At 55.8% G+C, this 25400-nt stretch carries 24 protein-coding genes and 1 pseudogene; 2 read left to right on the top strand and 23 right to left on the bottom strand.

Going from position 1 to position 25400, the window contains the following annotated elements:
* Positions 1–132: 132 nt before the first annotated feature.
* The 15 genes from ACFO3S_RS07925 to ACFO3S_RS07855 all read right to left on the bottom strand — a co-directional run bounded on the left by ACFO3S_RS07925 (position 133) and on the right by ACFO3S_RS07855 (position 13827).
* A complete protein-coding gene (locus ACFO3S_RS07925) occupies positions 133–789 on the bottom strand; it encodes a DUF4366 domain-containing protein (RefSeq protein ID WP_378094145.1) in 657 nt (218 codons plus the stop codon).
* On the bottom strand, positions 786–1055 hold the full coding sequence (locus ACFO3S_RS07920) for a DUF4315 family protein (protein ID WP_378094143.1): 270 nt from the start codon (positions 1053–1055) through the stop codon (positions 786–788). Before ACFO3S_RS07920 ends, ACFO3S_RS07925 begins: the two co-directional genes overlap by 4 nt.
* A 22-nt stretch (positions 1056–1077) precedes the next feature.
* Complete coding sequence (locus ACFO3S_RS07915) at positions 1078–2847, bottom strand: CD1108 family mobile element protein (RefSeq protein WP_378094141.1); 1770 nt, start codon at positions 2845–2847, stop codon at positions 1078–1080.
* A complete protein-coding gene (locus tag ACFO3S_RS07910; RefSeq protein WP_378094139.1) occupies positions 2840–5206 on the bottom strand; it encodes a VirB4-like conjugal transfer ATPase, CD1110 family in 2367 nt (788 codons plus the stop codon). Before ACFO3S_RS07910 ends, ACFO3S_RS07915 begins: the two co-directional genes overlap by 8 nt.
* Complete coding sequence (locus tag ACFO3S_RS07905) at positions 5154–5540, bottom strand: PrgI family protein (protein ID WP_378094137.1); 387 nt, start codon at positions 5538–5540, stop codon at positions 5154–5156. Before ACFO3S_RS07905 ends, ACFO3S_RS07910 begins: the two co-directional genes overlap by 53 nt.
* 61 nt (positions 5541–5601) lie before the next feature.
* Positions 5602–6000 carry a DUF7007 domain-containing protein gene (locus ACFO3S_RS07900; RefSeq protein WP_378094135.1) on the bottom strand — a complete coding sequence of 133 codons (399 nt, stop codon included), beginning with the start codon at positions 5998–6000 and terminating at the stop codon, positions 5602–5604.
* 50 nt (positions 6001–6050) lie between these two features.
* Entirely contained in the window at positions 6051–6512 is a 462-nt protein-coding gene (locus ACFO3S_RS07895; RefSeq protein WP_378094133.1) for a septation protein SpoVG family protein, read from the bottom strand.
* A 48-nt stretch (positions 6513–6560) separates the two neighbouring features.
* Positions 6561–7427, bottom strand: coding sequence for a VirB6/TrbL-like conjugal transfer protein, CD1112 family (locus ACFO3S_RS07890; protein ID WP_378094131.1), 867 nt, complete (start codon positions 7425–7427; stop codon positions 6561–6563).
* Positions 7428–7438: 11 nt separating this feature from the next.
* Positions 7439–7651 (bottom strand): Maff2 family mobile element protein, encoded by a 213-nt coding sequence (locus ACFO3S_RS07885; RefSeq protein ID WP_378094129.1) that lies wholly within the window; start codon positions 7649–7651, stop codon positions 7439–7441.
* 93 nt (positions 7652–7744) lie between these two features.
* Positions 7745–9577, bottom strand: a complete 1833-nt coding sequence (locus ACFO3S_RS07880) for a VirD4-like conjugal transfer protein, CD1115 family (RefSeq protein ID WP_378094127.1) — start codon at positions 9575–9577, stop codon at positions 7745–7747.
* Complete coding sequence (locus ACFO3S_RS07875) at positions 9567–10040, bottom strand: PcfB family protein (protein ID WP_378094125.1); 474 nt, start codon at positions 10038–10040, stop codon at positions 9567–9569. The genes ACFO3S_RS07880 and ACFO3S_RS07875 overlap by 11 nt, the downstream gene beginning before the upstream one ends.
* Positions 10041–10115: 75 nt before the next feature.
* Positions 10116–10913 (bottom strand): DUF6674 family protein, encoded by a 798-nt coding sequence (locus tag ACFO3S_RS07870; RefSeq protein ID WP_378094123.1) that lies wholly within the window; start codon positions 10911–10913, stop codon positions 10116–10118.
* A 48-nt stretch (positions 10914–10961) separates the two neighbouring features.
* On the bottom strand, positions 10962–11669 hold the full coding sequence (locus ACFO3S_RS07865; protein ID WP_378094120.1) for an antirestriction protein ArdA: 708 nt from the start codon (positions 11667–11669) through the stop codon (positions 10962–10964).
* The gene (locus ACFO3S_RS07860) at positions 11662–12015 is read right to left on the bottom strand and encodes a DUF7768 domain-containing protein (protein ID WP_378094117.1); all 354 of its coding nucleotides are present in this window, start codon (positions 12013–12015) and stop codon (positions 11662–11664) included. Before ACFO3S_RS07860 ends, ACFO3S_RS07865 begins: the two co-directional genes overlap by 8 nt.
* A 300-nt stretch (positions 12016–12315) precedes the next feature.
* Positions 12316–13827, bottom strand: a complete 1512-nt coding sequence (locus ACFO3S_RS07855; protein ID WP_378094115.1) for a ParB/RepB/Spo0J family partition protein — start codon at positions 13825–13827, stop codon at positions 12316–12318.
* Between the two features lie 738 nt (positions 13828–14565).
* On the opposite strand from ACFO3S_RS07855, the gene ACFO3S_RS07850 reads away from it, so the two are divergent.
* The gene (locus ACFO3S_RS07850; RefSeq protein WP_378094113.1) at positions 14566–15483 is read left to right on the top strand and encodes a YncE family protein; all 918 of its coding nucleotides are present in this window, start codon (positions 14566–14568) and stop codon (positions 15481–15483) included.
* A gap of 191 nt (positions 15484–15674) precedes the next feature.
* Here the strand turns inward: ACFO3S_RS07850 and ACFO3S_RS07845 are convergent, their stop codons facing one another.
* The 3 genes and pseudogenes from ACFO3S_RS07845 to ACFO3S_RS07835 form a co-directional block, all read right to left on the bottom strand.
* Entirely contained in the window at positions 15675–16793 is a 1119-nt protein-coding gene (locus tag ACFO3S_RS07845; RefSeq protein WP_378094111.1) for a glycosyltransferase, read from the bottom strand.
* A 1041-nt stretch (positions 16794–17834) separates the two neighbouring features.
* Positions 17835–18884, bottom strand: a pseudogene (locus ACFO3S_RS07840) (tetratricopeptide repeat-containing glycosyltransferase family 2 protein); the annotation flags it as partial.
* Between the two features lie 294 nt (positions 18885–19178).
* Positions 19179–19790, bottom strand: coding sequence for a TetR/AcrR family transcriptional regulator (locus ACFO3S_RS07835; RefSeq protein ID WP_378094109.1), 612 nt, complete (start codon positions 19788–19790; stop codon positions 19179–19181).
* A 145-nt stretch (positions 19791–19935) separates the two neighbouring features.
* On the opposite strand from ACFO3S_RS07835, the gene ACFO3S_RS07830 reads away from it, so the two are divergent.
* The gene (locus tag ACFO3S_RS07830) at positions 19936–20496 is read left to right on the top strand and encodes a hypothetical protein (RefSeq protein WP_378094107.1); all 561 of its coding nucleotides are present in this window, start codon (positions 19936–19938) and stop codon (positions 20494–20496) included.
* A gap of 263 nt (positions 20497–20759) precedes the next feature.
* Here the strand turns inward: ACFO3S_RS07830 and ACFO3S_RS07825 are convergent, their stop codons facing one another.
* From ACFO3S_RS07825 to ACFO3S_RS07805, 5 genes are read right to left on the bottom strand one after another with little or no spacing between them, the layout of a single operon-like run.
* Positions 20760–21722 carry a mannonate dehydratase gene (locus ACFO3S_RS07825; RefSeq protein ID WP_378094105.1) on the bottom strand — a complete coding sequence of 321 codons (963 nt, stop codon included), beginning with the start codon at positions 21720–21722 and terminating at the stop codon, positions 20760–20762.
* Positions 21723–21739: 17 nt separating this feature from the next.
* Positions 21740–22699 carry a D-2-hydroxyacid dehydrogenase gene (locus tag ACFO3S_RS07820; RefSeq protein ID WP_378094103.1) on the bottom strand — a complete coding sequence of 320 codons (960 nt, stop codon included), beginning with the start codon at positions 22697–22699 and terminating at the stop codon, positions 21740–21742.
* Positions 22696–23352, bottom strand: coding sequence for a dihydroxyacetone kinase subunit DhaL (gene dhaL, locus ACFO3S_RS07815; protein ID WP_378094101.1), 657 nt, complete (start codon positions 23350–23352; stop codon positions 22696–22698). Before dhaL ends, ACFO3S_RS07820 begins: the two co-directional genes overlap by 4 nt.
* A 19-nt stretch (positions 23353–23371) precedes the next feature.
* Positions 23372–24373, bottom strand: a complete 1002-nt coding sequence (locus tag ACFO3S_RS07810) for a dihydroxyacetone kinase subunit DhaK (RefSeq protein ID WP_378094099.1) — start codon at positions 24371–24373, stop codon at positions 23372–23374.
* The gene (locus ACFO3S_RS07805) at positions 24370–25353 is read right to left on the bottom strand and encodes an aldo/keto reductase (RefSeq protein WP_378094097.1); all 984 of its coding nucleotides are present in this window, start codon (positions 25351–25353) and stop codon (positions 24370–24372) included. The genes ACFO3S_RS07810 and ACFO3S_RS07805 overlap by 4 nt, the downstream gene beginning before the upstream one ends.
* Positions 25354–25400 lie beyond the last annotated feature (47 nt).

Raw genomic sequence — 25400 nt, 5'->3', positions numbered from 1 at the left:
TTGCACAGGTAGAATCGTTGCAAAACTTACATTCCCCGCAATCAGAACTTTTTAGCCGTTTTTGCGATGGTCTCCGGCGAGAAGGACGCGGTTTTTCTTTCATCATTTTTTCAAAGGGACTGTCTGTAAAGTTCATACGTCCTTGTCCTCTCTGTTGTCAGGATGCTCGTTATCCGTATCCCACGGCGGGGTATCGTCCTCCTGATCGTCGTCGAGATCGGCCTCGTACTCGTCATAGTCCTCGTCAGCTAAAGCGGCCTGTTCCTGCTTCGGGCGGTAAATCTTAACGTAATATCCGACCCCGCCGCCAATCACCACAACGGCCAGCACAAGCAGAAACGTGCCCATATTGCTTTTTTGCCCCGGCTCCGGTTCGGGCGTTGGCTCCGGCGTCACTTCGGGCGTACTCTCCGGCTCCGGCTCGGATAGGGTGCTTTCCCAGTCAGGAGAGTCCCCGGATTTCTCCGCAAGAGCCAGCAGGTCTTTCTCCGTTACGGCGTTCAGAAAATACACATTGTTCTGTCCGCGCTGCTTGTCGATAACCAAGTAAAACACGTTTTCATCAGGGGTCATCACGGTGTAAAACTCTTTTCCATCCTCGTCAGTGGCGTTGTCTACGACAGTGCCCGTTCCAGCAGGAGTAAAAGGATTGGGGCCAGCCTCCGGGGCCGGGGAGTGCATTATCTCCTGCGGGATTTCCTCACCGCCGCCCGCATAGGCAACGGCGCTAAAGAAAAAGGCCAACAAAAAAACGGCGTACAGCGCCGCGATCCTGCGAAATGTTCTCATGCTTCGGATTCCTCCTTTGGGATGTCGATCGGTGCGGTGGACTTCGGGCCAAGTTGGCCCGAAGTTGCACCGCCTGTTTTGACGGCTTTCAATAGCGCGGCAAGGTCGGAAAGCGGAATATCCACACCGCGCACCGCATCTACAATTTCCAGATTTTCAAGCTCGGTTTTCTGCCGTTCCAGTTCTCGCAGCTTCGTTTGAAACCCATGGATTTTGCCTTTGATTTTTTCAATTTCCTTGTTGACACGCGCAATTTTTGCGTTCAAATGAATCCTCCTTTGCACAGAGCTACAAGCGGCCCATCGCATAAAAATGTTCCGTCCAGTATGGGCTGTCCGTGCGGGCATACTGTACACCGCCGCTGGCACTGTGAAGCATCATATTCTCTCCCACATAGATGCCTAAGTGCGACACAGGCCCGGAACTGTCATACGTTCCCGTAAAGAAAATCAGATCGCCGGGCTTGGCTTCGGAGCGCGGAATCTTCGCCGTCAGATTAAAAATACCCTGCGCCGTTGTCCGGCTCATCGGGTACACGCCGGACTTGTCCAACACATAGCTGACAAAGCCTGAACAGTCAAAGGACGTAGCTGGATTTGAACCGCCCCAAACGTATGGGTAGCCCAAATATTTCTCGGCTTCAGCAATCAGAGCGGCAAATTCCGGGTCGGCCAGCGCTTCCGGCGGGATGTCGTATTTGGTGTATTCCCCGGTATGAGCATAAATGTTCCCCGCAAAGAGATTCGGACGGTTGCCCTTGGTTCTCTGATAGATGGCATACTGTTCCTGTTGCTTTGTATCGAGATTAGCTATGGCCACCGCACCAAGCGACTGGTTTCGTAAAGTAACGTTGAGAATGAAATAGTCATAGGGAACCTCCACAGTATAGGTGTCGGAATGCGTGATGGTTTCCCCGGTTTCCAGGTCCGTTTCCGTCCATGTGTCCGTTCGGGTTTCCGTGCGGTAGCGCACCTCCACCGTTTCCGTGATGGTCAGCATATACTGCTCTCCGAACAGGGCTTGCAACTCGGCCTGAACCTCCGCGGGGGAGTAACCGCCGTATTTGGCGGTCAGGTAGGAAGCCAGTTCAAAGGGATCATGCCCGATTTCGTCCACGGCATAGCGGTACTCGTCATAACCGGGATAGTCGCTTTCGATCCGGGCCAGCCTTTCCCGCAAATCCTTTTCCAGTGCGGTATAGCTGGCTTCCACGGCTTCAATGTCGTGGTCCGACGAACCATAGGAAGTGCCGCCTACGACGCTAATCAGGCCGTTCCCAATGGACGCCATTCCCGCCATACAGGATTGCAGAACGACAATCAGCAGGAACAGCGCCAGCCCAATTAGCAGAAGCTTCGGATTTCGTTTCACAAAGATCGTAATCGCGCGGGCGATTTTGTCTGTGAACTTGACCGCCTTTTTGCCAAGCTTGGCAGCTTCTCGTGCCTGTTTCCGAACCTGCCTTTTCAGTCGTTGCTTTTGCCAAAGCCGGGAAACAGGATTGCTTTGTAAGCCCGGATTTTCCTGTACCAACTGGCGGTAGGCATCATCGGCCTTTGCGCGGATCGTTTTCCGTTCCCACTTGCGAACCTGCCGGGCCGGGCGGGTGCGGATATGGCGCCTCATGAAGCGTATACCGCCACGGACAAGACGCTCCCCGGCAAGCTCGGCTTTATGGGCGGCTTCTGTGCCGACATTTTCACGCTCCACCTGATGGAGTTTCCCATGCACATACCGCCATGTTTCATCGTGCGCGGCGCGACCAGCAGCTTTGATGGGGCCGGGCTTTTTCAAGGGCTTTTGCGCGGCCGCTTTCTCACGGGCAGCGTTTAACTTGTCGCCACTCTTTTCCATGCGCTTCCCGTTCTGTGTCGCTTTTTTATCGGTATGGCGAGCAGAGGGGGCGGCTCCGGCATTAGCCTCTCCATCACCGGGCGAGGGTGGCTCCTCACGCCGCAAGCGTTCAGAAGGCCGGGGCTGTTTGCTTTCCTGCCGAAGCTTCCCCGACTTCGGGCCAAGTTGACCCAAAGTTGCCGCCTGTTCCTCATGTTCACGCATGTTGATTCTCCTTTTTCACATCCTCCGGGCGGGTAGTGAGCAGATTGTAAATCTCACCGCGCGGGAAGCGGTCAATAAACGGAATGGTTGTATTCCCGAAAAACAACAGGCCCTCCCCGGAATTGCTGTGCGCGATATAGGATAGCTGGTGTTCAGAGATCCCAAGCTGTTTGGCCAGAATGGCCCGATCGCCCTGCGCTTGTGATAACAGAATCATAAAATCGCTGTTCTCCAAAATATTTTCAATTTCCCGGCTCGCCAAAAGGTCTTTGACGTTTTGGGTTAAAGCGGATGGAACACAACCCTTTTTACGAAGCATTTTCCAGACACGCACAAAGTAGCTGGCGCTCAAGCTGTCCTGCAACAGAATATGAAATTCGTCATAGTAGCACCAAGTCGCAAGGCTCCGCGAAAAGTTTTCGTCTACCGCCTGTGTGACCAGCTCGTTGGTGATGTGCATGGCAATTTTCCGCAGGTTTTCGCCCATGCTTTTCAGTACGATACAGGTAATACGGCGGTCGGTCTGTACGTTGGTCGGGTGGTTGAACATATTCAGGGAGCCAGTGCAGTAAAGCTCCAGCGCGGTTGCGATCCGTTTGGCTTCCGGCTCCGGCTGCTGACACAGCGTTTCGTACAGGTCTTGCAGGAGGGGCATTTTCCCGTCCTCGATTCCAAGCGCAAGCTCTCGGTAAACCAGACGCACACAGCGGTCAATGACCGTTTTTTCAATCGGCTGTAAGCCCTCTTTGCCGCCGATAATCAGCTCGCACAGCGACATTAAAAAGTCCGCCTTCATGGAAAGCGGACTTTCTTCTCCGGTTAAATTCAGTTTTAAGTCCATCGGATTGATGTGATGGGGGCTTTCCGGCGAAATGTCGATCACCTCGCCGCCAAGCCGCCTTACCAGCGGGGCATATTCGCCCATCGGGTCTACGATGATTATTCGATCTTTTGTAGCAAGAAACACGTTGATTAGCTCCCGCTTTGCGGCGAAGCTCTTGCCGCTTCCGGTGGAACCCAAATACAGGCCGTTGGCCGATTTCAGCTTTTTGCGGTCTGCCATAATAATATTGTGGGAAAGAGCATTCATGCCGTAATACAACGCTTGCCCGTCCATACGCAGCTCCTGTGTCATAAACGGCACAAAAATAGCGGTGCTGGATGTCGTCATGCCCCGCTGTATCTCAATACCGTTATATCCAAGCGGGAGAGAAGACATAAAGCCTTGTTCCTGCTGAAAATCCAGCCGTTTCAAAAAACAGTTGTATTTCTGCGTAATGCCCGATACGGTGAAAATATCGTTTTCGAGCTGCTGGCGGGTGGGAGCCGTGTTCACCACAAGAAAGGTCAACAGGAACATTCTTTCATTGCGGCTTTGCAGATCGGCAAGCAGAGCCGCCGCGTCCTTGCTGTACGTCAGCAAATCCGGGGGCAGAATGTCCATGTCATACCCGGCCCGCGCCGCTTTTTTCTGTTCGTCCATCTTCATCCGGTCAATGTCGGTCAGCTTGGCCTTTACCGTCTTTACCGCTTTGGCCTGGTCTACCGTCTGGATATGCAGCGTGATCGTCATTTCCGCGTCCACTTCCAAAAGCTCTGCAAGAAGCTTGTCGGAAAGCTCGGAAGCCATAATCTGCATATGCATCGCCGCGCCCCATGTGGTTCCCACACGAAAGGCGCGGCTTTGGCGAAAGTCAAAGGAAGTGGGGGCAATAAAGTCCTTTGTTCCCATGCCTGTTTTCGGGATCATCTCCCATGAGAAGTGAAACGGCTCTCGGCCACCGGGGTGTAGCTGGCTGTGTATCACCCGCAAGCGTTCCCGCCCATCCAGCGAAGACGATTGTACGCCTAGCTTTTTGAAGTTGCCTACAATGTCAGTCTCGATACGCTCCAAGCGGGAGCGAGCGGTTGCGATTCCGTCCGCATGGATACCAAATGTCATATATTTGGAGCGAACAATGCCGTTATTGCTTCGGGCAATCTGACTTTCCAGCATAGCGGTAAATTCGCCGCGGATGCTGTTAAAATCATCGTCCTGCGGAGTAATGTTCACGCTGTAACGGTTTTCCGGGCGGGAGCGGTGGTTAATGAACGACATTTGAAACGGGAGCGCGCTGTCAAAATAGTTGAGGAACGCGCAGTACCCGTCAAAGATGGCGCTTTGTGCATCCGATGAAGCCACAGCATAGTTAATATCCTCGTAAGAGAGCGTTTTGGTGTAGTAGCCCTCCCGCACCTTGCAGATTCCGTCCCGGAACATTTCTTTATACGGTATGGTCTGCTGTGCCGACTGCGGCCCGCGCCGTTTACGCTTTCCGATTTTGGCGGGAACGGGCGGACGTTTTGCTTTGTGCGTCATTCTGCGGAACCTCCTTTCCAAGATACGCATAGAAATTTTGGGTCTGATACGGTCTTACACGGGGCCACAGCAATTTGGAACGGATGATATTCCGCACCACCTTTTCAAAGGGAAGCCCGTCACGCTCGTACATGGCGAAGAAAAAACAAGGGAGCATCAGGGCAATCATCAGAAGCAAGGCTCCGGTATTGCCAATGGCGGTACGGGTAAAAAGATAACTCGGAATCCCGATGACCGCCGCGATGCCAAAGCAGATAAGCTGGCGTTTGGTCAGGTTAAACGCAATTTTGGTTTTGATTTTCGATAAATCATTGGGGACACTGACGTATGCCATAGATGTCAAAAACTCCTTTCCGTTGAAATGAAAACATCGGGCCAACTTGGCCCGAAGTCCGTTATCGTTCAACGTGGCGAACAGGGGGCATCTGCCGGGCCGAAGCCTTTTCAAGACTGGCCTGCCGCACTCGCCAATAGTCAGGGTTGTGTTTTCGGATCGACTTGTTGATGTTTTCCTCAAAAGCGGCCTTGTCCTTCACACGGTCGGGAACTGTCCAAAGCTTTTTGTCTAAAAGCTCCCGCAGGACAACATCCTCCTGTGTATCTTCCTCAAAGCAGAGAAAGCCACTGTGACGAAAGCCGCACTTTTGAGCGGCGGGAGAGAGAATAGCCGCCATATCGGTGGCAACCATAGTTCCGCCATGACTGGCGGTGCTGACAAGAAACACACCGGGGCAGAGATCGTCACAGGTCTGCACCTTCCCCCACGGCGATTGTTCCGGCTGTTGGTAGAGCATAAAAACCTCCTTTCCGGCACTTCGGGGCAAATCGGCCCGAAGTCGCACGATCATCTTTCAGCATTTTTGGCCCTATTCGCCTTTGCAGAAGCAGGCCGGGCCGCTTTTTCCTGTGCCGCCTGTTTCGCGCCCCCGGCAAGTTGTTTCGGGATAGAATGCTTTTCGGAAGACGTAATAGCAGCGGTGCGGGACTGTAACCTTTCTCGCTCCGCACGATAGGCCGCTGTCACCGCTTCAGTAAGCTCTGCGCGAAACGCCTTTGTGATGGGGCGGGCGGTATCCCGGTAGCCGGTCTTGCTAGTCTTATCCGGCTTGCTCGGCATACCGACAAAAATGCCCTTGTCGCTCTGCAAAATCTTAAAATCATCAATCACAAAGCTGTCATTGATTTTCAGACTGGCAAAGCCCACAAGGTTGCCCTTTGGCTCAATGAGCCGTGCGGTAACGTCCAGTTTCAGCGGCATCGCCGCCTGTTCCGTTTCCTGCGGAATCGTTGTTTTTTCCTTGCTCATCGTAAGCAATTCTCCTTTCTCACTTCGGGCCAACTTGGCCCGAAGTCCTCAATGCGCCCCGAAGATGGATTTGGCAAGGGTTCCTGTTTTGAACATGGTGAAGCACAGCAGCACCGAATAGCCGATAACCGTCCATATGGCTTTAATGGGGTCGCCGCCTATGGCGATACTCTGCACCAGCTTGGCGTAAATCGCCACGCACACCAAGATCAACAGCCCTTGAAAGGCAATGGCGCACAAGGCTTTCAAATAGTTTTGACCCATACCGCCGATTTCCCGATTGACCATTGTCGCCATCGGCACAGGCGCTAAGCTGGTCAGCAAATAAATTTCAATCATTCTGCCGTACACGATCACAAAAACGACAATGTTGATGGCTACGACCACGATTCGGATCAGGAAGGATTGCATCCACAGGCCAAGCAGGGGGCCAATCTCCATCGCCATAAGCTCCGCCTCCAAGCTGTCCAGCATACCGGGGCTTACTGCCGTATCGCTTGCGATCAGCCCGCCCGCGCTATTGATGACGCTTTGGGAAACATCAAATACCGCCATCACGATATTGAACGTGTTGGAAAGAAGCAGTACCGCAACAAAGGTTTTGAATATCCACTTGAAAAAAATCCAAGTGTCCATGTCGTGCAGGTTATTGCGGTCAATCAGCATTTGAATCAGCTCATAGCACATAACAAAGGTCAGGACAAGGCCGGCAATCGGCAAGACAACTGTTTCGGAAAGCTGCCGGATGAGGGAGAACACGCCGGGGTTCCAGTTCCCCGGCGTTGTTCCTACCTGTGTGGCAATCTCTCCGATCTGGTCGTTCACGTTCTCAAAAAGGCCGCCTAAGTTGCCCATGATCCCGTCCACCAGCAGGCTCTTGATCCATTCGTTAATCCAGTCGGTGAGAAAATCCATACGGACTTCCCTTAAAACAAGCTCGACAGCATCGGGACAAGCGTCGTTCCCAAGAGGATGACACCGCCGCCAGCCATAAGCTGTTTAACCCCTTGTGATTTCGCGCCCGGATTGTCAGAGCCATAGCCTTCCAACAGGTTGATCACGCCCCATACGGCAAGGCCCGCGCCAAGCGCCACAACAAGCGTCTGCAACGTGCTTACTGCACTCGTAAAAAATCCCATAATCGAATGACCTCCATCGGTTTGATTTTGTTTTCGGGCATAAAAAAATCGCCATTGCTGGCGGTGTTCACTTCGGGTCAAGTTGCCCCGAAGTCAGGCGAATGCTTCCGGGTCATCCACATCATCATAGTTGAGAATGTCCTCGTTCTCGTTGATGGCGGCGGCTTCCTCGTCAGCGTCTATTTCGTAAACGGTATACGGCTCATTGGGATGGAGCCTTTTCATGCGGCGGTTGACGAGCCGAGCCGGGTCAAAAGCATTCCGCATGTCAGCTTCCGCCGTATGCCTGTAATTCGGATGCTTCTTTAAGTCATATTTGGGAGAAAAAAACGGCCGCAAGCCGCGAAGCTGTAAAATACATCTGTTGCCCGGCATGGTGGTCAGTTCGTCCATGGTCATTAGCTCCTTGCCGAGCCGCTGCATGTTCTGTCCGTAGCTTTCCGACTGCCCTCGCGTCCGGCTTTCCGTTTGCATGGAGATGGTTTCTTTCCCCAAAACCTCCGAAAGCTCCTTGATGGTGCTATGCTCCCGGCCGCCAAGAAAAATCACGCTGTCCATATTGCCCATAATGGTTTCCGCATGATCTTTATACAGCGCTTTTAACTGGCTCTGCGCCTGTAAAAACAGGCACAGGGAGATTTCGCGGGAGCGAATCACCGCCACCAGCTTTTCCAGTTGCGGCACTTGCCCCGTATTGGCTGCTTCGTCCCACAGCACCCGCACATGATGAGGCAGTCTGCCGCCGTGCTTGTTGTCGGCCCGTTCGCATAACAGGTTGAACATCTGCGAGAAGGCAAGGGCGACGATAAAGTTGTAGGTCGTGTTCGTATCACTGATGATAAAGAAGGTCGCGGTTTTTCTATCGCCCATGCGGTCAAGCTCCATTTCATCATCGCTCATCATTTCCCGAAGCTGCTCAATGTCAAAAGGGGCCAATCTGGCCCCGCAGGAAATGAGGATGCTTTTGGAGGTCTTACCACTTGCCAGCTTATATTTCTTGTACTGCCGCACCGCAAAATGGTGCGGGTTCCGTTTCTCCAAGCCCATGAACATATAGTCCACGGCGTTCTTGAAGTCTTCATCATCTTCCCGTGTTTCCATACTGTTCAGCATATCGACCAAGGTATTGAGATTCCGTTCTTCCTCCGGTCCTTCAAAGACGATATAACCGATTAAAGCACAATACAAAAGCGTCTCCGCTTTCGTCCAGAATGGATCGCCTTCCTTGCCGTCGCCCTTGGTGTTCTCAATCAGGGCGTGGACAAATTTCAGAATGTCATTTTCCGTCCTGATATAGGCAAGGGGGTTATAGTGCATCGATTTTGAAAAATCGATGCTGTTGAATACCTTGATTTTGTAGCCCTGCTTTTGCAGGAATGAGCCGACTTGCCCCAAGATGCCGCCTTTCGGGTCAACCACCACGTAGGAAGAATGCGCCTGTAAAAGCTGTGGGGTCAGCCAGAACCGGGTTTTGCCGGAACCGGAGGAACCAATGACACAGCAGTTCAGGTTTCGGGCGTTGGCGGGATTCGCCGGGCGGGTGTTCATCGTCAGAAACTCCGTGCCGGTCAGGATGACGTTATTTTGAAATTTGGGGTCGATAAAAGGCTTGATATCCTTTGCCGTTCCCCACCGGGCCGAACCATATTCCGCATCTCTTCTGAATTTCTTTGCGTTTTTTACTTTGTGCCATACCATCAGCCGAATCAGGACGGTTACGGCTAGGCCAATGAGCCAATCGGACACAACAAAGCCCGGCGCGATGGTTTCAAACGCCGGGCCTATGGTTTTTATCGTGCCGATGAGCTTTTCTCCCAAGGTTGCGCCTACCGCAAGGCGGTAGGCTGTGCCGAGCTTCAGGCCGAACCACAGGATAAACAGATAGGGGATGTTCGGCAAAATAACCTTCCTCATGTTATCGTTCATTCCGCACCGCCTCCCGTGTTCTTTCTTGCTGTCGCGGTTTGGTGCGCTCCTTATCGGCAAAGGTTTGTAGCTGTTTCAAAATAGAAGGACGCTTGCTCTTGCTTTGGTTCAGCACCCGCTTGGTGTATTCGCCAAAACAGGCAGTGATGGCGTCTGCCTGTCCGGCCTTGAAGAATAGCAGGTATTTATCCGGCCCAGTTTTGTGGAAGGCATAGTCCACATTGTATTTTCGGGCCACACGGTCAAACAGGCGGGTATTGCCGGACAAATCAAGACTGTTTGTGGCAACGCCGTGATTCATCAGCTTTTTTACGCTCTGTCTGCCCTGTGGGGTCTGCCGCTTTTGATGTCCCCTTTGAATTTGCCGAAGGGCTGCCGACAGCACATTTGCCAATGTTCGCCCTGTCAGCTTTGTGGCATTAACGGATAGGGCAATCGTCCGCTGTTCGATATCCTCCTGCATGAAAAACCTCCTTTCCTGCCACTGTCGGCACGTACACAGGCGGGAGGACCTCGGGCCAAGTTGGCCCGAAGTGGCTTATCGCTCCACATCGGCAGAGCGGGGCCGCTCAACAGCAGGAGTGTCTTTTTTTTTCAGTTTGGTTTTTTCATGATGGGCTTCAATCGCTTCCCGGATAGACGTTTTTTTCTCTGTTGCCCGTTCTTCCAGCCGGACAACAGCACCGATAGCCTGTTCCACATGCTTTTTCAGATGGGCAAAATGGGAACGCTCGGCACGAAACGGAGCAGATATGGCTTTTGCCAGCTTACCGGGTGGTTTCGCTTCCTGAATAGCTTCCCTACCAAGCATGGCCCGGCCTATGTTTTTCAAATGCCGCTCGGCCTGATGGTATTCGGTGCTGATGGCTTCAATCTTGGTGATAGCCTTGTCGTCAGCCTGGATATTCTTCGTGAGCGTATCCCGCATCACTTCGAGCATGGGCCTGATGTTGAAAAAACGGGCCGCATGATCCAGAGCGGAAATACCCTTTTCCTTAAAAGCGACAACAGCATGTTTGCAGCCGTCTATGACCGTCTGCTTTAGCTCGGAAAGTCGTTCCCGCAAGTCCAATACCTGCCGCTGCATGGCGGTATCGGCTTTTTGCAAGGCCGTTTTAAGCGGGTGGTTTTGTTCTTGCGCCGCTTTCAGCTCCTGCCGCATAGAAGCAAGCTCTTTTACCGCCGCGTCAAGCTGGCGTTCCATTGCGCTGATCTGATTCAGAACCGCAAGAAAATCCGGTGTCGATGGAGCGTTGTTTTCTCGTAATAGGGCCAAAAGCTCTTTTACCTGTTCGTTTTCCAGAATAGGGGCCGTCGGCGTTTTGCTTTTCTCCATTGATGTTTCCTCCCTTCCAGACTTCGGGCCAAGTTGGCCCGAAGTGATTTACCGTTCCTCAAAGGACGGCGCGGGGCGGCTTTTTGAGGAACGGTCCATAGGGTCAATTTTCTGCTGATACTGCTTGAGAGTGTCACGAATAGAAGCCTTTTCAAGCTTTGGATAAGCAAAAACCCGGTGTTCCTCTGGCAAGTCGTCCCTGCCGCTGTAATGCTCATCGAAGCTTTCGCCTGTCCGTACCACATAGCCGCCATCGACAAAGCGCCCGTCCTCGTTGATGCTCATATCCCGCCCGTAGGCTTCATAGTCGATGTAGCTCTGTACATGCTCCGGCACTTCCAGCGCGCACATTTCCTCGATATAGTAGCGGCCCAAATCCTTCTCGTCCGCAATGCCCGAATACAGCTCGAAGCCATCCAGATTTTGAGCCAGGTTGATCAAGTCCTTGGCGCTATGGTACTCCCCAAATTCCAGAGCGGCGGCAAACTTTTCCGCTTCCCATTCCGGCATATCGTCCAGCAGGGAAGCCAGATAGTTCAGCTCGTCAATACTTTCGTATTCGCCCAAACAGTCGTGAAGGCCAGAAATATCGGTTTCATAGTTTGTAATGAAAACTTCCTCGTAGCGTACTCCGTCAACGCCAATACGTTTCAAAAGAGCCTGTACTTCCTCGGTGGTAGCGGGAAGTTTCAGATACTCACCGATGACGTAGCCTTCATTGTATTTGCCAAGATTGGTCACATAGGCTTCAAGCATGTTCTTTCGCCCGGCCCTGTGTATTCACAGTCAGAATCCCGTCCAGCGTAGTGGCTGTGATCTTCAGCCGCCCGGCAACGGCAATGTCGTTTTTGACATCCTCGTCAATATCGCTCCCGCACACGACAAGCACATGGGCGCGGCGCAGCAGATCCCGGCTCATGTCAATGCCGCTTTTGTGTTCCTCCGGGATGGCGTCATTAAGGAACAGCGGGAGATACAGGATCGGGCAAATGGGAGAAAATCCAGCTTCATAGACTGCCCGGCAATACGCCGCCGCCTGTTTGGTGTCGGCGTTGTGATCGCCGCTCCATGCCGCAGTAATATAAGCTAAAGGTCGTTTCATGATAAAAGCACCTCCGTTTATGTTGCGTGAAGCCATCAACCTATCCCCCCGCCCTTTCCATTCTTGGAAAGGGAGCGGCTCAAAGGAATATATATCCCCGTCGCTTGACAGCCTTAAAGCATAACCGGGAGAAATCCGTCAAGAGCTAGCCGCCGTAGGCGGTGCTTCGCACTCTTGACTGATTTTCCCGGTTATGCTGCCATGTATATGGCGACGGGGAATATATCATATCCTTAGAGCTTTGGGGTGTGGGGCAAAGCCCCACAAAAGAAAACTTCGGGCCAAGTTGACCCGAAGCGTTTATTTTTCCTTTTCTGTTTTCTTTCCCGGCTTGGCAAGCTCCGGTTGCTTATCCTTCCATTCATCAAGCAGCTTGATAATGGTATCCTTCATTTCGCGCGGGGTTTTGTCCTTGCCAAAATACTGGCTCAATTCCTGACTGGAAATAATCACTTTGTCTACCTCCTTTTTTTCTTCTAGCATGATGCCGTCAATCACATCGGGATTTAACAGCTTCTTTTGGTCAAGGTCGCGCATCCGTTGTGCTTGTGAAAGAGAAGGGGACGACTGTTGCCCCTCAATGGCTATCGCGATATAGCTTTGATTTTTCGGCGTTATGAAGGCAAGTTCTACCGCCGGAGTAAAGGCAATTTTCTTTTCGTCTACCATTTTCATCAGGTCGGGAACAAGCGCATTCAGTTTGATATATCGCTGAACTTGCTTCACCGTCATTTTGTTGCGCTCGGCTACAACCTCATTGGAGCGTTGCCCGTTGCCGGTACGCGCTCCTTGTCGCTTAATGGCTTCCAACTGCATGTGCAGCGCTTTGGCCCGTTCACTGGGCAGGATATTTTCACGCTGGTTGGTGTTGTCCTCTACCATTTGCGTGATTGCCTGCTCGTCCGTCAAGTTGCGGATAATACAGGGCATATCCGCAAATCCGGCTAATTCACTGGCTTTCTGGCGGCGGTGGCCGGATACGATTTCATATCCTCCATCTTCGCGGGGACGTACAATGGCGGGCTGTGTAACCCCTTTGTCCTTGACGCTTTCCACCATAGCCGCCATTTCTGCGTCATTGCGGACTTGGAAAGGATGATCTTTGAACGGATGAAGCTCGGAAAGGTTCAGATAGACGATCTGCTCCTGTTTGCCTGACCGGGGAGCCTCCCTCGGTTCGGGCGGCAGTTCCAGAGACGGTGCTGCCTGCTGCGCCTGTTCCGTAGATTTTGCGGAAACAGAACGTCCTTTGCCAAGTCCTGCTGCCTGTTTCTGCTTGTCAGGCTTATCGTTCTTTGCAGCCCTCGATGCTTTTTCCTGTTTGGCAGAGCCGGTAGGCTTCTTGACTGCTGTTTCGGTAGTCTTGCTCCGGCTGGTTTCCGGCTTATTTTTCTGCTCGACTGCTTGAAGCGGTTTTTCCCTTTTCTGCCGGGTGTTCTCGGTTTTCGACCTGGTTTTGTCGAACTGTACCGTTTCAGCGGCAGGGTCGCTTTTTTCTGTTTCCTTTCTCGTCGGCTGTTTCTCGGAAACAATCTCTTTGATTTTGTCAAAGGAAACTACGATATCTCCGGGAGTGGAGATACGCTCACCGCTAACAGGAGAGGGCGGCCCCGCTTTAGCTTCGCCTATTTCCTTTGCAGCCGCTTCATTTTTTTGGGCTAATGTCGCTGCTTTCCCCATGCTTGTTTCCGGGGCGGGGGCATTGTCGGCAATCTCTGCCGCTTCAGTGGGAACGGTCTGCTCTTTCGCAGGAGCTTCTTTTTTCGGCACGATTTTTATTTCGTCCGGCTTAGTTGGCTCATTTTTTGCCATACGCTTTACCTCCTTGTCCGTTTTATGGCATGAAAAAAGAGCCTGGTTTTAATCAAGCCCAGTTGGCATGCAGCCATCCCTCCTTTGACTTCGGGTCAAGTTGTCCCGAAGTAGCGCTATCCAGATACAGAAATACCGCCCTGCTTGTCCAATGGGGCGGTATCCTGTGTAATGTGATAGCTCATATTTTATTTTTTGCCCTTTTACCGGGCTATTTGCAGTTTTCCTATTATGTACGCCCCCACCGGACCGACCGGGGCGACAGGCGCAGTCGGAGCGCAAGGAGCAGTGGGGCCTGCCGGCGCGACGGGAGCCACCGGCTTGGTCGGACTGCAAGGCGGCATGGGACCGACCGGACCAACCGGGGCGACAGGCGCCGTCGGGGCGCAAGGTGCGGTAGGGCCTGCCGGCGCGACGGGAGCCACCGGTGCCACAGGAACAACGGGCGCAACCGGAGAGGCTGGAGCCACCGGAGCCACCGGAGCGACTGGAGCCACCGGAGCGACTGGAGCCACTGGGGCGACTGGGGACACCGGGGCGACTGGAGCCACTGGGGCGACTGGGGACACCGGGGCGACTGGAGCCACTGGGGCGACTGGAGCCACCGGAGCGACTGGAGCTACCGGAGCGACTGGAGCTACCGGAGCGACTGGAGCTACCGGAGCGACTGGAGCCACCGGAGCGACTGGAGCTACCGGCGGCACCGGAACAACCGGGAGCACCGGTCCGGAGGGAAGAGTGCTGGCCTATGTCGCCAGCAACCGCAACGATAGTCCCGACAGCGTATACGTGATCGATACAGAGGCCGTTCCAAATGTGGTGATCGCCACCATTCCCGATGTCGGTATTTCTTCCGATCACATCGCCCTCACTCCAGATGGGACGCGAGCCTACGCGGGAGTCTCAAGCAATTCAAGAGTGGCGGTGATTGATACGCAAACCAATACCGTTTCAGTGTCTATCCCGATCATATTTTCTTCTTCCTACCTGCAAATATCTCCGGACGGCACCAGGGTTTACGCTTCAAACATCACACCCATCGGCCAGCAAACTCCCAACCCGGTGTCGGTGATCGATACGGCTTCCAATATGGTGGTGGGGACCATTGAGGCAGGCAGAGAGCAGCGAGGGATTGTGTTTACGCCTGACGGCGCCCGGGCCTATTTGTCCAACTGGAACGAGGCCAATGTGTCGGTGGTCAACACCGCCAATCTGCAGGTGATCCAGACGATTCCGGTAGGCAGTTCCCCGATGGGGATGGCGATTACGCCGGACGGAACGAGGGTTTATGTGGCCAACGACAATTCTCATAATCTATCCGTCATCAATACGGCCTCCAACTTGGTCATCGAAACCGTCCCGGTCGGTTCTTATCCATTAGACCTGGTTATAACCCCGGATGGAGCCAGAGCCTATGTCCTAAATTTGGACCAGATCTCCGTGATGAACACTTCGAATCATCAGATTGTGGCCACGGTGGACAGTCCATCAAACCAGCATGCCGCGGTTACGCCTGACGGGGCCCGTGTTTATGTCACCCATAGTACCGGACTAGTAACCGTGATTAATACGTCAAGCAATACAGTGTCGGAAACGATCACAGTCGGCCCGGCGCCACTGGGCATAGCCATTGGAACAATCCCGATTCAAGCCTGATGCAAAGCAACAATCCATTGAAGGTGGCAGGCATCCGCCTCGCTGCCTTCCTACAATAGCAGGCACATAAAAAGGCTGGGCGGAAAACTTTACGTTTTCTCACCCGGCCTTTTTATTTTTAGGGACTTATTGGGCAGCCCCGTCGGATCAACTCGGATCTGTTTTCTCGGGCAAGCCGTCGTCCAATAAGTTCAATCTCCCGCCTTCTCCTCGGCCGCTGCTCCGGTTCTTTCCTTGCCGTCCTTCAACAACTGCTCCAAAACCAGCAAATTGTTCAGAATGGCCGGGTCGTCCGGGCTGTAGGTCAAGGCTTGCTTATTATGATAGTAGGATTCGGCATACTGGCCCAACCGGTAGTAGCAGAGGGCAAGCTGAATATGGGGCAGCAGCGTCCGGCTCGTCTGATTCACAATGACCCAGCTGCCAGGCTCCACGGGAAAGGCGAGGGCCTGCTTATACCAATAGACGGCTTGACGGTACGCATCTTTCTGCAGAAAATGGTAGCCAAGCCGACAGCAGCTTTCCGGTCTTGGAATATCATATTGGAACGATTCAAAGGTGGCGGAAAATTCCTTGTCCGTCTGGCCAAGTCTGTGATAGCAGTCGGCAAGCTGCTGCAGGGCGCAGATGCGGTTTTCCGGAGAAGGCCCGGAGCGGTCCAGGAAGGCCGTATAGTGTTCCACTGCTTCTTCCAGACGGCCGAATTGGTGCAGCTCTCTGGCGAAATGGAACAAATCCTGGGGACTGAACGGTTTGCCTTCGCGCAATCGCTTTTCATAGATTTGCAAATTCCGGTCGGTCATGCGGCGCTCCTTTTTGTGAGTGACCGCGATGTCGCTGTTCCAGATCCTTCCGCTCACCAGCAGCATCTCATGAACGGCGCCCTGCCAGCGGTACTTCCTGGAACGCTTGACCAGACGAAACCGTCTGATGCTTGTTACCGGGTTGCCGTGCTTGTCGCGGGCGATATGGTAATCCATGGATACCGCATCCACAGCAGGATCCAGGGTCCGCTTCAGCGCAATCAGCTTTTCCTTGTCGGGAGGAAGGAGCACATCGTCGGCGTCCAGCCAGAAGATATAGTCTTTCGTGGCTTGGCTGAACGCATAATTGCGCGCCGCGGCGAAATCGTCCTGCCACTCAAAGTCCAGCACATGAGGCGTATAGGCCTTCGCGACGGTTTTCGTCCTGTCGGCTGAGCCGGTGTCCACGATAATGATTTCGTCGGCCACGCCCGCCGCCGATTCCAGGCATCGCTTCAGCGTCTCCTCCTCGTCCTTGACGATCATGCACAAGCTTATACTTATCATGGCTGCCAGCTATTCCTCCTCGTGTTGCACGGCCTCAGCCCATGGAACAAGATGAGGGCGTTCGTCCAGAATGGATAAATACTGCTCCCGCCAACCATACTTGCCTAACGGATCGTGCTGCATATAGCCGGCAGCTCCTGGATGCTTCCGGGCCGCCTGTCATTTCGACTCCTCCGCAGCCCCGAGCGGCGTCTCTTGCATAAGCTCATGCTCCTGGATAAAGCGCCGGGCTCCTTCCAGATCGGAATCCCGATAAATATGATAGGCCGGATAATGGGTATCCACATAAAGCTCCAAGCCGAGAGCGGCTGCCCGGATGCAGAAATGGCGGTCTTCGCCCCAGAATGAAACATTCGGAATCGGGCTGAAGCTGACTCCGGCCAGCAGCGCTTTGCGGCTGATCAAGGTGCACGCGCCCAAGCCGCCGACCGGATAAAGCCCAGGGGTTTTCAACATGTCGACGAACTGCTGGTAGCGGCCGACCATCTCCTCTTCGCTCAGCACCTCGCCTCTTTCGTGTTCCCATTGCGTGTACTGGTCGCTGAGCCAGACTTGGGGCTGGGGAGAAGCATCCGGCTGCCACCGGGTCCAGAATATTTCCGACACGATGTCTTTGCCCGCGGCCATCAGGCGCGGCACCGTTCCGGGCCGGAGCACAATATCGGAATCGATTAAAAACAAATAATCATAGCCTTCGTCAATCGCCTTCCGAATCATCCGGTTTTTGTACTCCGCCACTTTCCATACAAGCCGTTCATTCCAATAATGCGTGACATCGTCGCGGATGTACGGCTCTTTATGAGCGGAAGGCAGCACCTCGGCTTTCCCGGAAGCTTCGGCAAATTCATGGAGCAGCCGGCTGGCCGCCTCGTCCGGGTTGTCATCGACAAATATATAGCCGGCCTGCAGTTGCCCGGTCTTCTCCTGCAGCTGCAAGGTTTGAAGAAAAAGCTGCAAAATGTCGGCCTTCTGGTTGACCGGACTGCCGATCAGCACTCGCTTCCGGCCTTCGGCCGCCCCGCCGGTCCGGTCCTGTTGTCCGCCTCCCAGAACGGATTGCAAATAGGTGCGGTTGTGCAAAATGCGGGAATCGTCGGGCCGATAGCCGGCCGCCTGTTCATTATGGTACCGGGCCAGCTCGAATTTTCCCGACCGGCTGTAGCAGACGCATAGCTGCAGATGGGGAAGCCAGGTGGAACAGACCGGATTGTAAAATCCCATGGTTCTCTCCGATTTTCCCACTTCCAAAGCGAGGTTGTACCAGAAAGCGGCCGTCTCGATGTCGTCCTCTTGCAGGAAATGAAAGCCGAGCCTGCAGCAAAATTCCGCCCGCGGCCGGCCGAATTGAAAGGATCGCAAGGCAGAAGCCAGCTCCTGCTTCTTGTCCCCCAGTTCATGATAGCAGTCGGCCAGCTTGCCGCAGGAGGCGATATTGTCCTCCACCCATCCTTTGCCGGTGCACAGAAACTGCTCGTAATAGGAAATCGCCCGCTCGTATTTGCCGTGGTCGACCAGCTCATTGGCGTAGTAGTAAAGGTCTCTGGGTGAGAACTTCTCGCCCCGGGCCAGCCGGCTTTCGTAAATTTGCAGATTGCGGTCGCGGGCATGGCGAACGCTGCGGTGGGTAACGGCAATATCGCTGTGCATCTGCTTGCCCCGAACCTCAAGATATTCATGTACGGCGCCGATCCATTGGAACTGGTTGCTCCGCTTGACCAGACGGTTGCGTTTAACGCTGAACGTCACATTGCCGTACTCGTCGAAAGCAAGGTGGTAATCCATCGTTACCGCATCCACCGTCGGATCCAGTTTGCTTTTTAGCGCGGCGAACTTGCTTCGGTCAACCTCCAGCAGCACGTCGTCGGCGTCGAGCCAGAAGATATAGTCTTGAGAAGCCTGCTGAAAAGCATAATTGCGGGCCGCCGCAAAATCGTCCGTCCAGGAAAAATCGAAAATCCGGTCCGTATACCGGGCCGCAATCGATGGGGTTTGATCCGTGGAGCCGGTGTCTACGATCACGATTTCCTCAACCAGGTCCTTGACCGAATCCAGACAGCGTCCCAGCACTTCTTCCTCGTTTTTGACTATCATGCAGAGGCTGATCACGAAGAAACCCTCCCTGTTGCCATAATCTCGACAGTATATGCGGGGAGCGGAAAGAATGGCTCTGTCCGGCTCGTTTTTTACCGCATAGCTGCCGGATCTCCGGTCCATTCCCCGGAGCCCTCACGGCACAAGGGATTGGGAGGTTTAAGAGGACTGCATGCGCGGGGATATTACTGGCGACTGCAAACCAGGCAGCTTGCCAGGGAGGCAAGCCCGCCGGATCACGGGGCAGACCTTCGCGTCAACGGCGGATTGATGGGAGGTCGCGGACGGAGAGGCTCAATCTCTCGGGTCTCTCCCCCGTCCCGCCAATCCGTAAAAGAACAGCTCCGTCCATTGCTCCATGTCCGGATCGGACCGTTCCTCGCCCTTGCCCTCTGCGCCCCAATAGCGGATCAGCTCGTTTTTGAACATCGCGAAGTAGCGCATCGCCGTCTCCTCCGACAACTCCCGATGAATGAAGCCCTCCCGTTTGCCAAGCGCGACATATCTCCGGAAGAAGCTGCCGACTTTCCGATCGCCGTAGCTGTCCATCCGCCGCATCCACCCGTTCCGCTCGGCAGAAGGCAGCTGCGGCCATTCCGCCGTCAGAAGCTTCAAGCTTTCGGCCTCCAGACGAATCAGCTCCCGAGTCTTCCCGGGAAAAGACATTTCCGATTCCAGCAGCCTCTCGTACCGCTCCAGCCGCTCGTCCATCCAGCTCGTCAGCGTATCGGCATACAGCTGCTCCTTCGTGCCGTAATAATTGTAGATCGTGGCGGGCGAGACGTTCGCGCGCTCCGCAATTTCATTTACGCTGACTTTCTGAAAGCCGTATTTGACGAACAGCTCGAAAGCCGCCTCGTGAACCTGCTTCCGCTTTTGCCGTTTCCGCCGTTCGTAACCGTCCATATTCTTCACCTCGTCCTCTACAGTGTAGCCCAATTTTTATAGTACATCAATAATTCGAGTTTAAAACTACAAAACTAAAGCTTATAATGGTTTTGGAGTGATTGTTTAATTGTAGTACATAACTCTATAAAAGGGGTTGCGGAGGATGAAGCCTGTTCGAATTCCTTCTTACTTGCACGACGTCTTTGGCGAGACGCCCGCAAAAGGGGCGATGGCGGGAATTCTGTTGTTCGGCGGTTTGCTGACGGCGGCGCTGTATTGGAGATTTCCAGACATGTCGGACCGCTTGCCGGCTTGGCGCATCGGCTTGGCCCTACTTCTGATCTTCGATATTTTTGCCGGCTGCATCGCGAACTTCACGGAATCGACGAGCAATTATTATGCGGAGAGAAAAAGGCATCGGATCGTGTTCCTCGCCGTTCATATCCACCTCGTCCTTGTCGCGCTGCTGCTCGGCACCGATATCGGGCATGCGACGGGGGTGTGGGTCTATACGATCGCCGGCGCGTTCGTCGTGAACGCCCTGATTGGCAGGTCTTCGCAGCGGTACGCCGCGGCTCTGCTGTTGTCCGCAGGGCTGGCCGCCCTGCCCATGCTGCCGGGAATGCCGCCCTATATGCTGATTGTCTGCTCCCTGTTTATGGTGAAGGTACTGTTCGGCTTCGCTGTCGATCATGAGGCCTGGGCCAAGCCAAAACGCCTTTAGCGGCCTCCAGACGCAGAATCGCGTTTTTGTCGGAGGTGATTCAGAAAAGGATAACGTATTTAATACTTGCTGAATCACGCAAAAAACGGGCGCCGATCGCGGCCTTGACCGCATCGGCGCCCGTTCTGAGCTTAATGGCAGAATAACCCGAAATGACGCAGCGCCAAAGGGGCGCGATCGCTCGGGCCCTCGTGATGGTCGTGAAGCTGATACGCTTCCGTTGATCGGCGTCTGAGACGGTCTCGGGAACGTCCCGAACCCGACTAACGATAAACCCCGTCCATCAGGCCTTTGATATAGCCCACGGCGAACAGCCGTCCCAACGTCTCGTAGCCGGGATTGCCGTTGTCCTCGCCCGCCATGGTCGGCACATGATCCGGACGGAGAGGCCCGTCGAAGCCCACTTCGGCGTACGTTCGGATGCATTCGTACATATCGGTCATCCCGTCGTCGTGGAACGTCTCCTCGAAGCGGTCGGCCGTTCCGCGCGTATCGCGGAAGTGGACGAAGATCAGCTTATCCTGCTTCGCGAACCTGCGAATCGTCGCCGGGATGTCCTCTCCGGCAGCCGACAGCACGCCCTGGCACAGGCAGATGCCGCTGTATTCGCTCGGCACCAGGTCGATCGCCTGCTGCAGCGCGTCCGCACTCGTCAGAATCCGCGACATGCCGCGTACCGGGGAGATCGGCGGATCGTCCGGATGAAGGGCCAGCTTGACCTTCGCTTTCTCCGCCACCGGAACGATCGCCTCCAGGTAGTGCTTCAGGTTCGACCACAGCTCGTCTTCGCTGACGGGCGCGTTCTCGGAGTAGGGCGCTTCGGAGACAAGCGAGTGGTCGTAGCTGGAGACGAGAGCGCCGCCGCGCGTCCGGGTCGTCGTCGAGGTGCGCAGCCAATTGAAGTCGGCCATAAAGTCGTAGCACCAGATCGGGATGCCCAGCTTGCCCATGTTGACGATCAGTTCCTTCACGGCCGCAATCTCTTCGTCGCGTCCCGGCTTGCCCAGCTTGATGAGATTTGCGGGCGGCCGGGATTCGATCACTTCGATCCGGAAGCCGGCATTCTCATACCGCGTCTTCATCTGCAGCAAGTTCATGTAATCCCAAGGCTTCATGCCGTTATGCTCCGGCGGCAGCGCCGCGACGCCGTAGTCGACGCCCATCTGCCTGCACAGCGTCCACAGCGGCGATTCGTGCGTGCCCAGTCTTTCCGCTAGCTTCAGCATTCGCATCCCCTCTTCGTCTAATATTGCCGGTCCGGATCCACCCGGTTGAGCGGCGGGGTGCGGCCCTCTACGTAAGCGGTCAGGTTCTCGAGGAAGATGTCGGTCGCCCGCTCCCGATACCGGTCGGTCACTCCGCCGTTATGAGGCGTCACGATGACGTTGTCCATCGCCCACAGCGGATGATCGGCCGGCAGCGGCTCCTGCTCGAAGACGTCCAGCCCCGCTCCGGCGATCTCGCCCTCCCTCAGCGCGGCCACCAGCGCTTCCGTATCCGTCGTCCCGCCCCGGCTGACGTTGATGAAGTAAGCGGAGCGCTTCATTGCCGCGAACTGGTCGCGGCCGAACATATGCTTCGTCTCGCGGGTTAGCGGCATTACAGCCATGACGTAGTCGCTTTCCCGCAGCAGGTCGTTCAGACCGCTCCGGTCGCTCATCCGGTCGACGAACTCCGCCGGCTCGCCCGAGCGCCTCATGCCGAGAACCCGCATGCCGAACGCCTTGGCCAGACGCGCCGCCTCCAGTCCGATCGTGCCGACGCCGACGATGCCGATCGTCTTCCCGTGAATCTCGCTTAAGCTCCCCGCATCGAGCCAGGCTCCGCTCATCTGGTTGCGAACGGCCGTGTGCAAGCCCCGGCTGAAGGCGAGCATCATCGCGAACGCCGTCTCCGACACCGGGTACGGATGGACGCCGCTGGCGGTCGTGACGGTTACGCCCGCCTGATCGAGCCGGTCCAGCGGCAGTTTGTCCACGCCCGCGCCCCAGACCTGCAGCCACTGCAGCCGAGCGCCTTCGCCCAGACACCGCTCCGCCGCTTCCGGCTTCCAGCCGCAGACGATCTCCGCCTCCCGCAGGCGCGGCAGCCAGTTCGCCCGCTCCTCTCCGGAGATCACTTCCCATCCGGGGGCGGTCAGGCGAATGCGCTCGAGCGTCTCTTCCGGCAGCTCCTGAAGGATAACCATCGTTCGCTTGCTCATGACGAAACCGCTCCTTTAAGCTGCTTGCAGGCGTCGACGAACGCGGAGAAGATCAGCCACGCCGAGGCCGCCCCGGGATCGATATGCCCTTTGGACCGTTCTCCCAGCCGGCCTGAACGGCCGATTCGCGAGACGAGGTCCCGGGTCGATTCCATCCCGAGCCTTCCGGCCTCGGCCGCCTTGTCCAGCGCCGGCTCCCAGGCCTCTCCCGCTTCCAGCGACGCGCCGAGAGCTTCGGCGATCGGAAGCCAGGTATCCAGCATCGTCTTGTCCCCGATCTGCGCCTTTCCCATCTGCTGAATGCCGTTCACCGCCGCGATCCAGAATCCCATGACGTCCTCGATGCTCGCTTCCTTCTTGTCGATCAGAACGGCGCTGCCCCGCAGAAAAGCGGTGCCGTACAGCGGGCCTACGGACGCGCCTACCGCATTCAGAAACGTGCGGGACGCCGATCTCAGCAGTACGCCGAAATCTTCCTCCCGCTCCATCCGTGCGAGCTCCTCCCGGATCGCCTGCCAGCCGATGGCCATGGAGACGCCGTGGTCGCCGTCTCCGATGACGCGGTCCAGATCGCACAATTCCTCCTTCTTGGCTTCGATCTTCTCGCCGATCGCCGTCAAGATCCGTTTCCATTCCTGTCCGGTCAAGATCATGCCGCCACTCCCTTCCTCTCTACTGGATTTGCGTAAAAGCGGGACAATCCGCCGGGTGGTCGATCATCCTCGCCAGCTCGTCATCCAGCTTCATGACCGTGATCGAGCAGCCGCCCATCTCCATAGAGGTGACGAATTCGCCGACATAGGAACGATGGATGCTCACGCCCAGCTCCGTCAGCGTCGCTGCCGCCTTGCGGAAGACGACGAACAGCTCCATCATCGTCGTCGATCCGAGCCCGTTCACCAGGACGGCCACCCGATCGCCCCGGCTCAGCTCCAGCTCGCCCAGAATGCCGGTCAGAAGCCGTTCCGCCACCTCATCGGCCGTCGCCAGCTTGCCTCGCTCCATTCCCGGCTCGCCATGGATGCCAAGGCCGATCTCCATCTCGTCGCCGGCCAGCTCGAACGCGGGCTTGCCCGTCTGGGGCAGCGTGCAGGGACTGAGCGCGACGCCCATCGTCCGCGTTCTGTCGTTCGCCTTGGCGCATACCTGCGCCAGCTCCTCCAGATTGTAGCCCAAGTCGGAAGCGGCGCCCGCCACCTTGAACAGCAGCACGAAGCCGGCGATCCCCCGCCGCTTCTCCGCCTGATCGGCCGGCGCGGAGGCGACGTCGTCCGTAATGCGAACGGTAGCCGTACGAATGCCCGACATCGCCGCAAGCTCCGCGCTCATATCGAAGTTCATCCCGTCTCCCGCATAATTGCCGTAGATGTACAGCACCCCGGCGCCCTGGTGCACCGCCTCGGTGACGGCCACGATCGGCTCGGGCGACGGCGAGGCGAAAATGTTGCCGACGGCCACGCCGTCCGCGAAGCCCTGCCCGACGTAGCCCATGAAGCCCGGCTCGTGGCCGGAGCCGCCGCCGATGACGACGCCGACCTTGCCCGGCGGCAGCTTCTGCCGCACCAGCGCCCTCGGGCTCGAGTCGAGCCGGCGGATGTATTGCGGATACGCGCCTACGTAGCCTTCAACCATTTCATCTACGACTCGCGCGGGATCGTTCAACAACTTTTTCATGGAATTTCCTGCCCCCTGCTCGTCTGATACAACCCGTACCATTCCTCTCTCGTCATCGTCTCCGACTGCCGAACGGCGTCCGCGCAGGCGGCGATCCGCCCGGGATTCAGCGTCCCGATCACCGGCTGGATCGCAGCCGGATGCTTCATCAGCCAGCCGAGCACGATCGCCTCCGGCGTCGTCTCCTTCTCCTGAGCCATCTGCCGCACCCGCTCCGAAGTTTTCCGCTCCGCCTCCGTCCCGCCCGCTTCCTCCAGTCGGCCCGTGAAGCGGCCCTGAGCCAGCGAGCCCCAGGCCTGCAGCTGAATATCGTGCATCCGGCAATGCTCCAGCGTGCCTTCCGGGAATCGCACCGTATGGTCGATCCTCCGGTTCATCAGCACGCCGCTGTCCAGCCAATCGAGCTTGCCGAGGCTGAGATCGAGCTGATTGACGACGAGCGGCATGTCCAGCGCCTGCTGGATGTAACGAATCTGGTCGGCCCCCAGATTCGAGACGCCGAAGTGGCTCGCCTTGCCGGCCGTCCGCAGCCGGTCGAACGCCTCCGCGATCTCGTCCGGCTCCATCAGCGGATCCGGCCGATGCAGCAGCAGAATGTCCAGACGATCCGTGCCCAGCCTGGCCAGACTCCGATCGACGGCTCTCAGAATATGATCGCGGGAAAAATCGTACATCTTCGGAGAGCCGCTCTCCACCCGATACCCGCATTTGGACTGGATCACAATCCGGTCCCGCAGCTGCGGCCTTCTCCGCAGAACCTCGCCGAATACCGCTTCCGCTTGACCGCGCGCATAGACGTCCGCGTGGTCGAACATCGTGATGCCGGCTTCGAGCGCGGCGTCGACCGCCCGCTCGGCCAGCAGAATTTCATCCTCGGTAATCGGATTCGCCTTGATGCCGCCGCACAGCTTCATGCAGCCCAGGACGAGCCGGCTGGCGGCAATGCCGCGCCGCTCCAAGGGCATGATGCGCTTCTGCATCGTACGGACCTCCTCCGTTGGTTATTTTTCGCCAAGGTTACCCGATC

Source organism: Cohnella hongkongensis (assembly GCF_042654645.1).
GTDB classification, from domain to species: Bacteria; Bacillota; Bacilli; order Paenibacillales; family Paenibacillaceae; genus Cohnella; species Cohnella hongkongensis.
The sequence above is the reverse complement of the archived record's forward strand: the minus strand, read 5'-3'. Positions and strand labels throughout refer to the sequence as shown.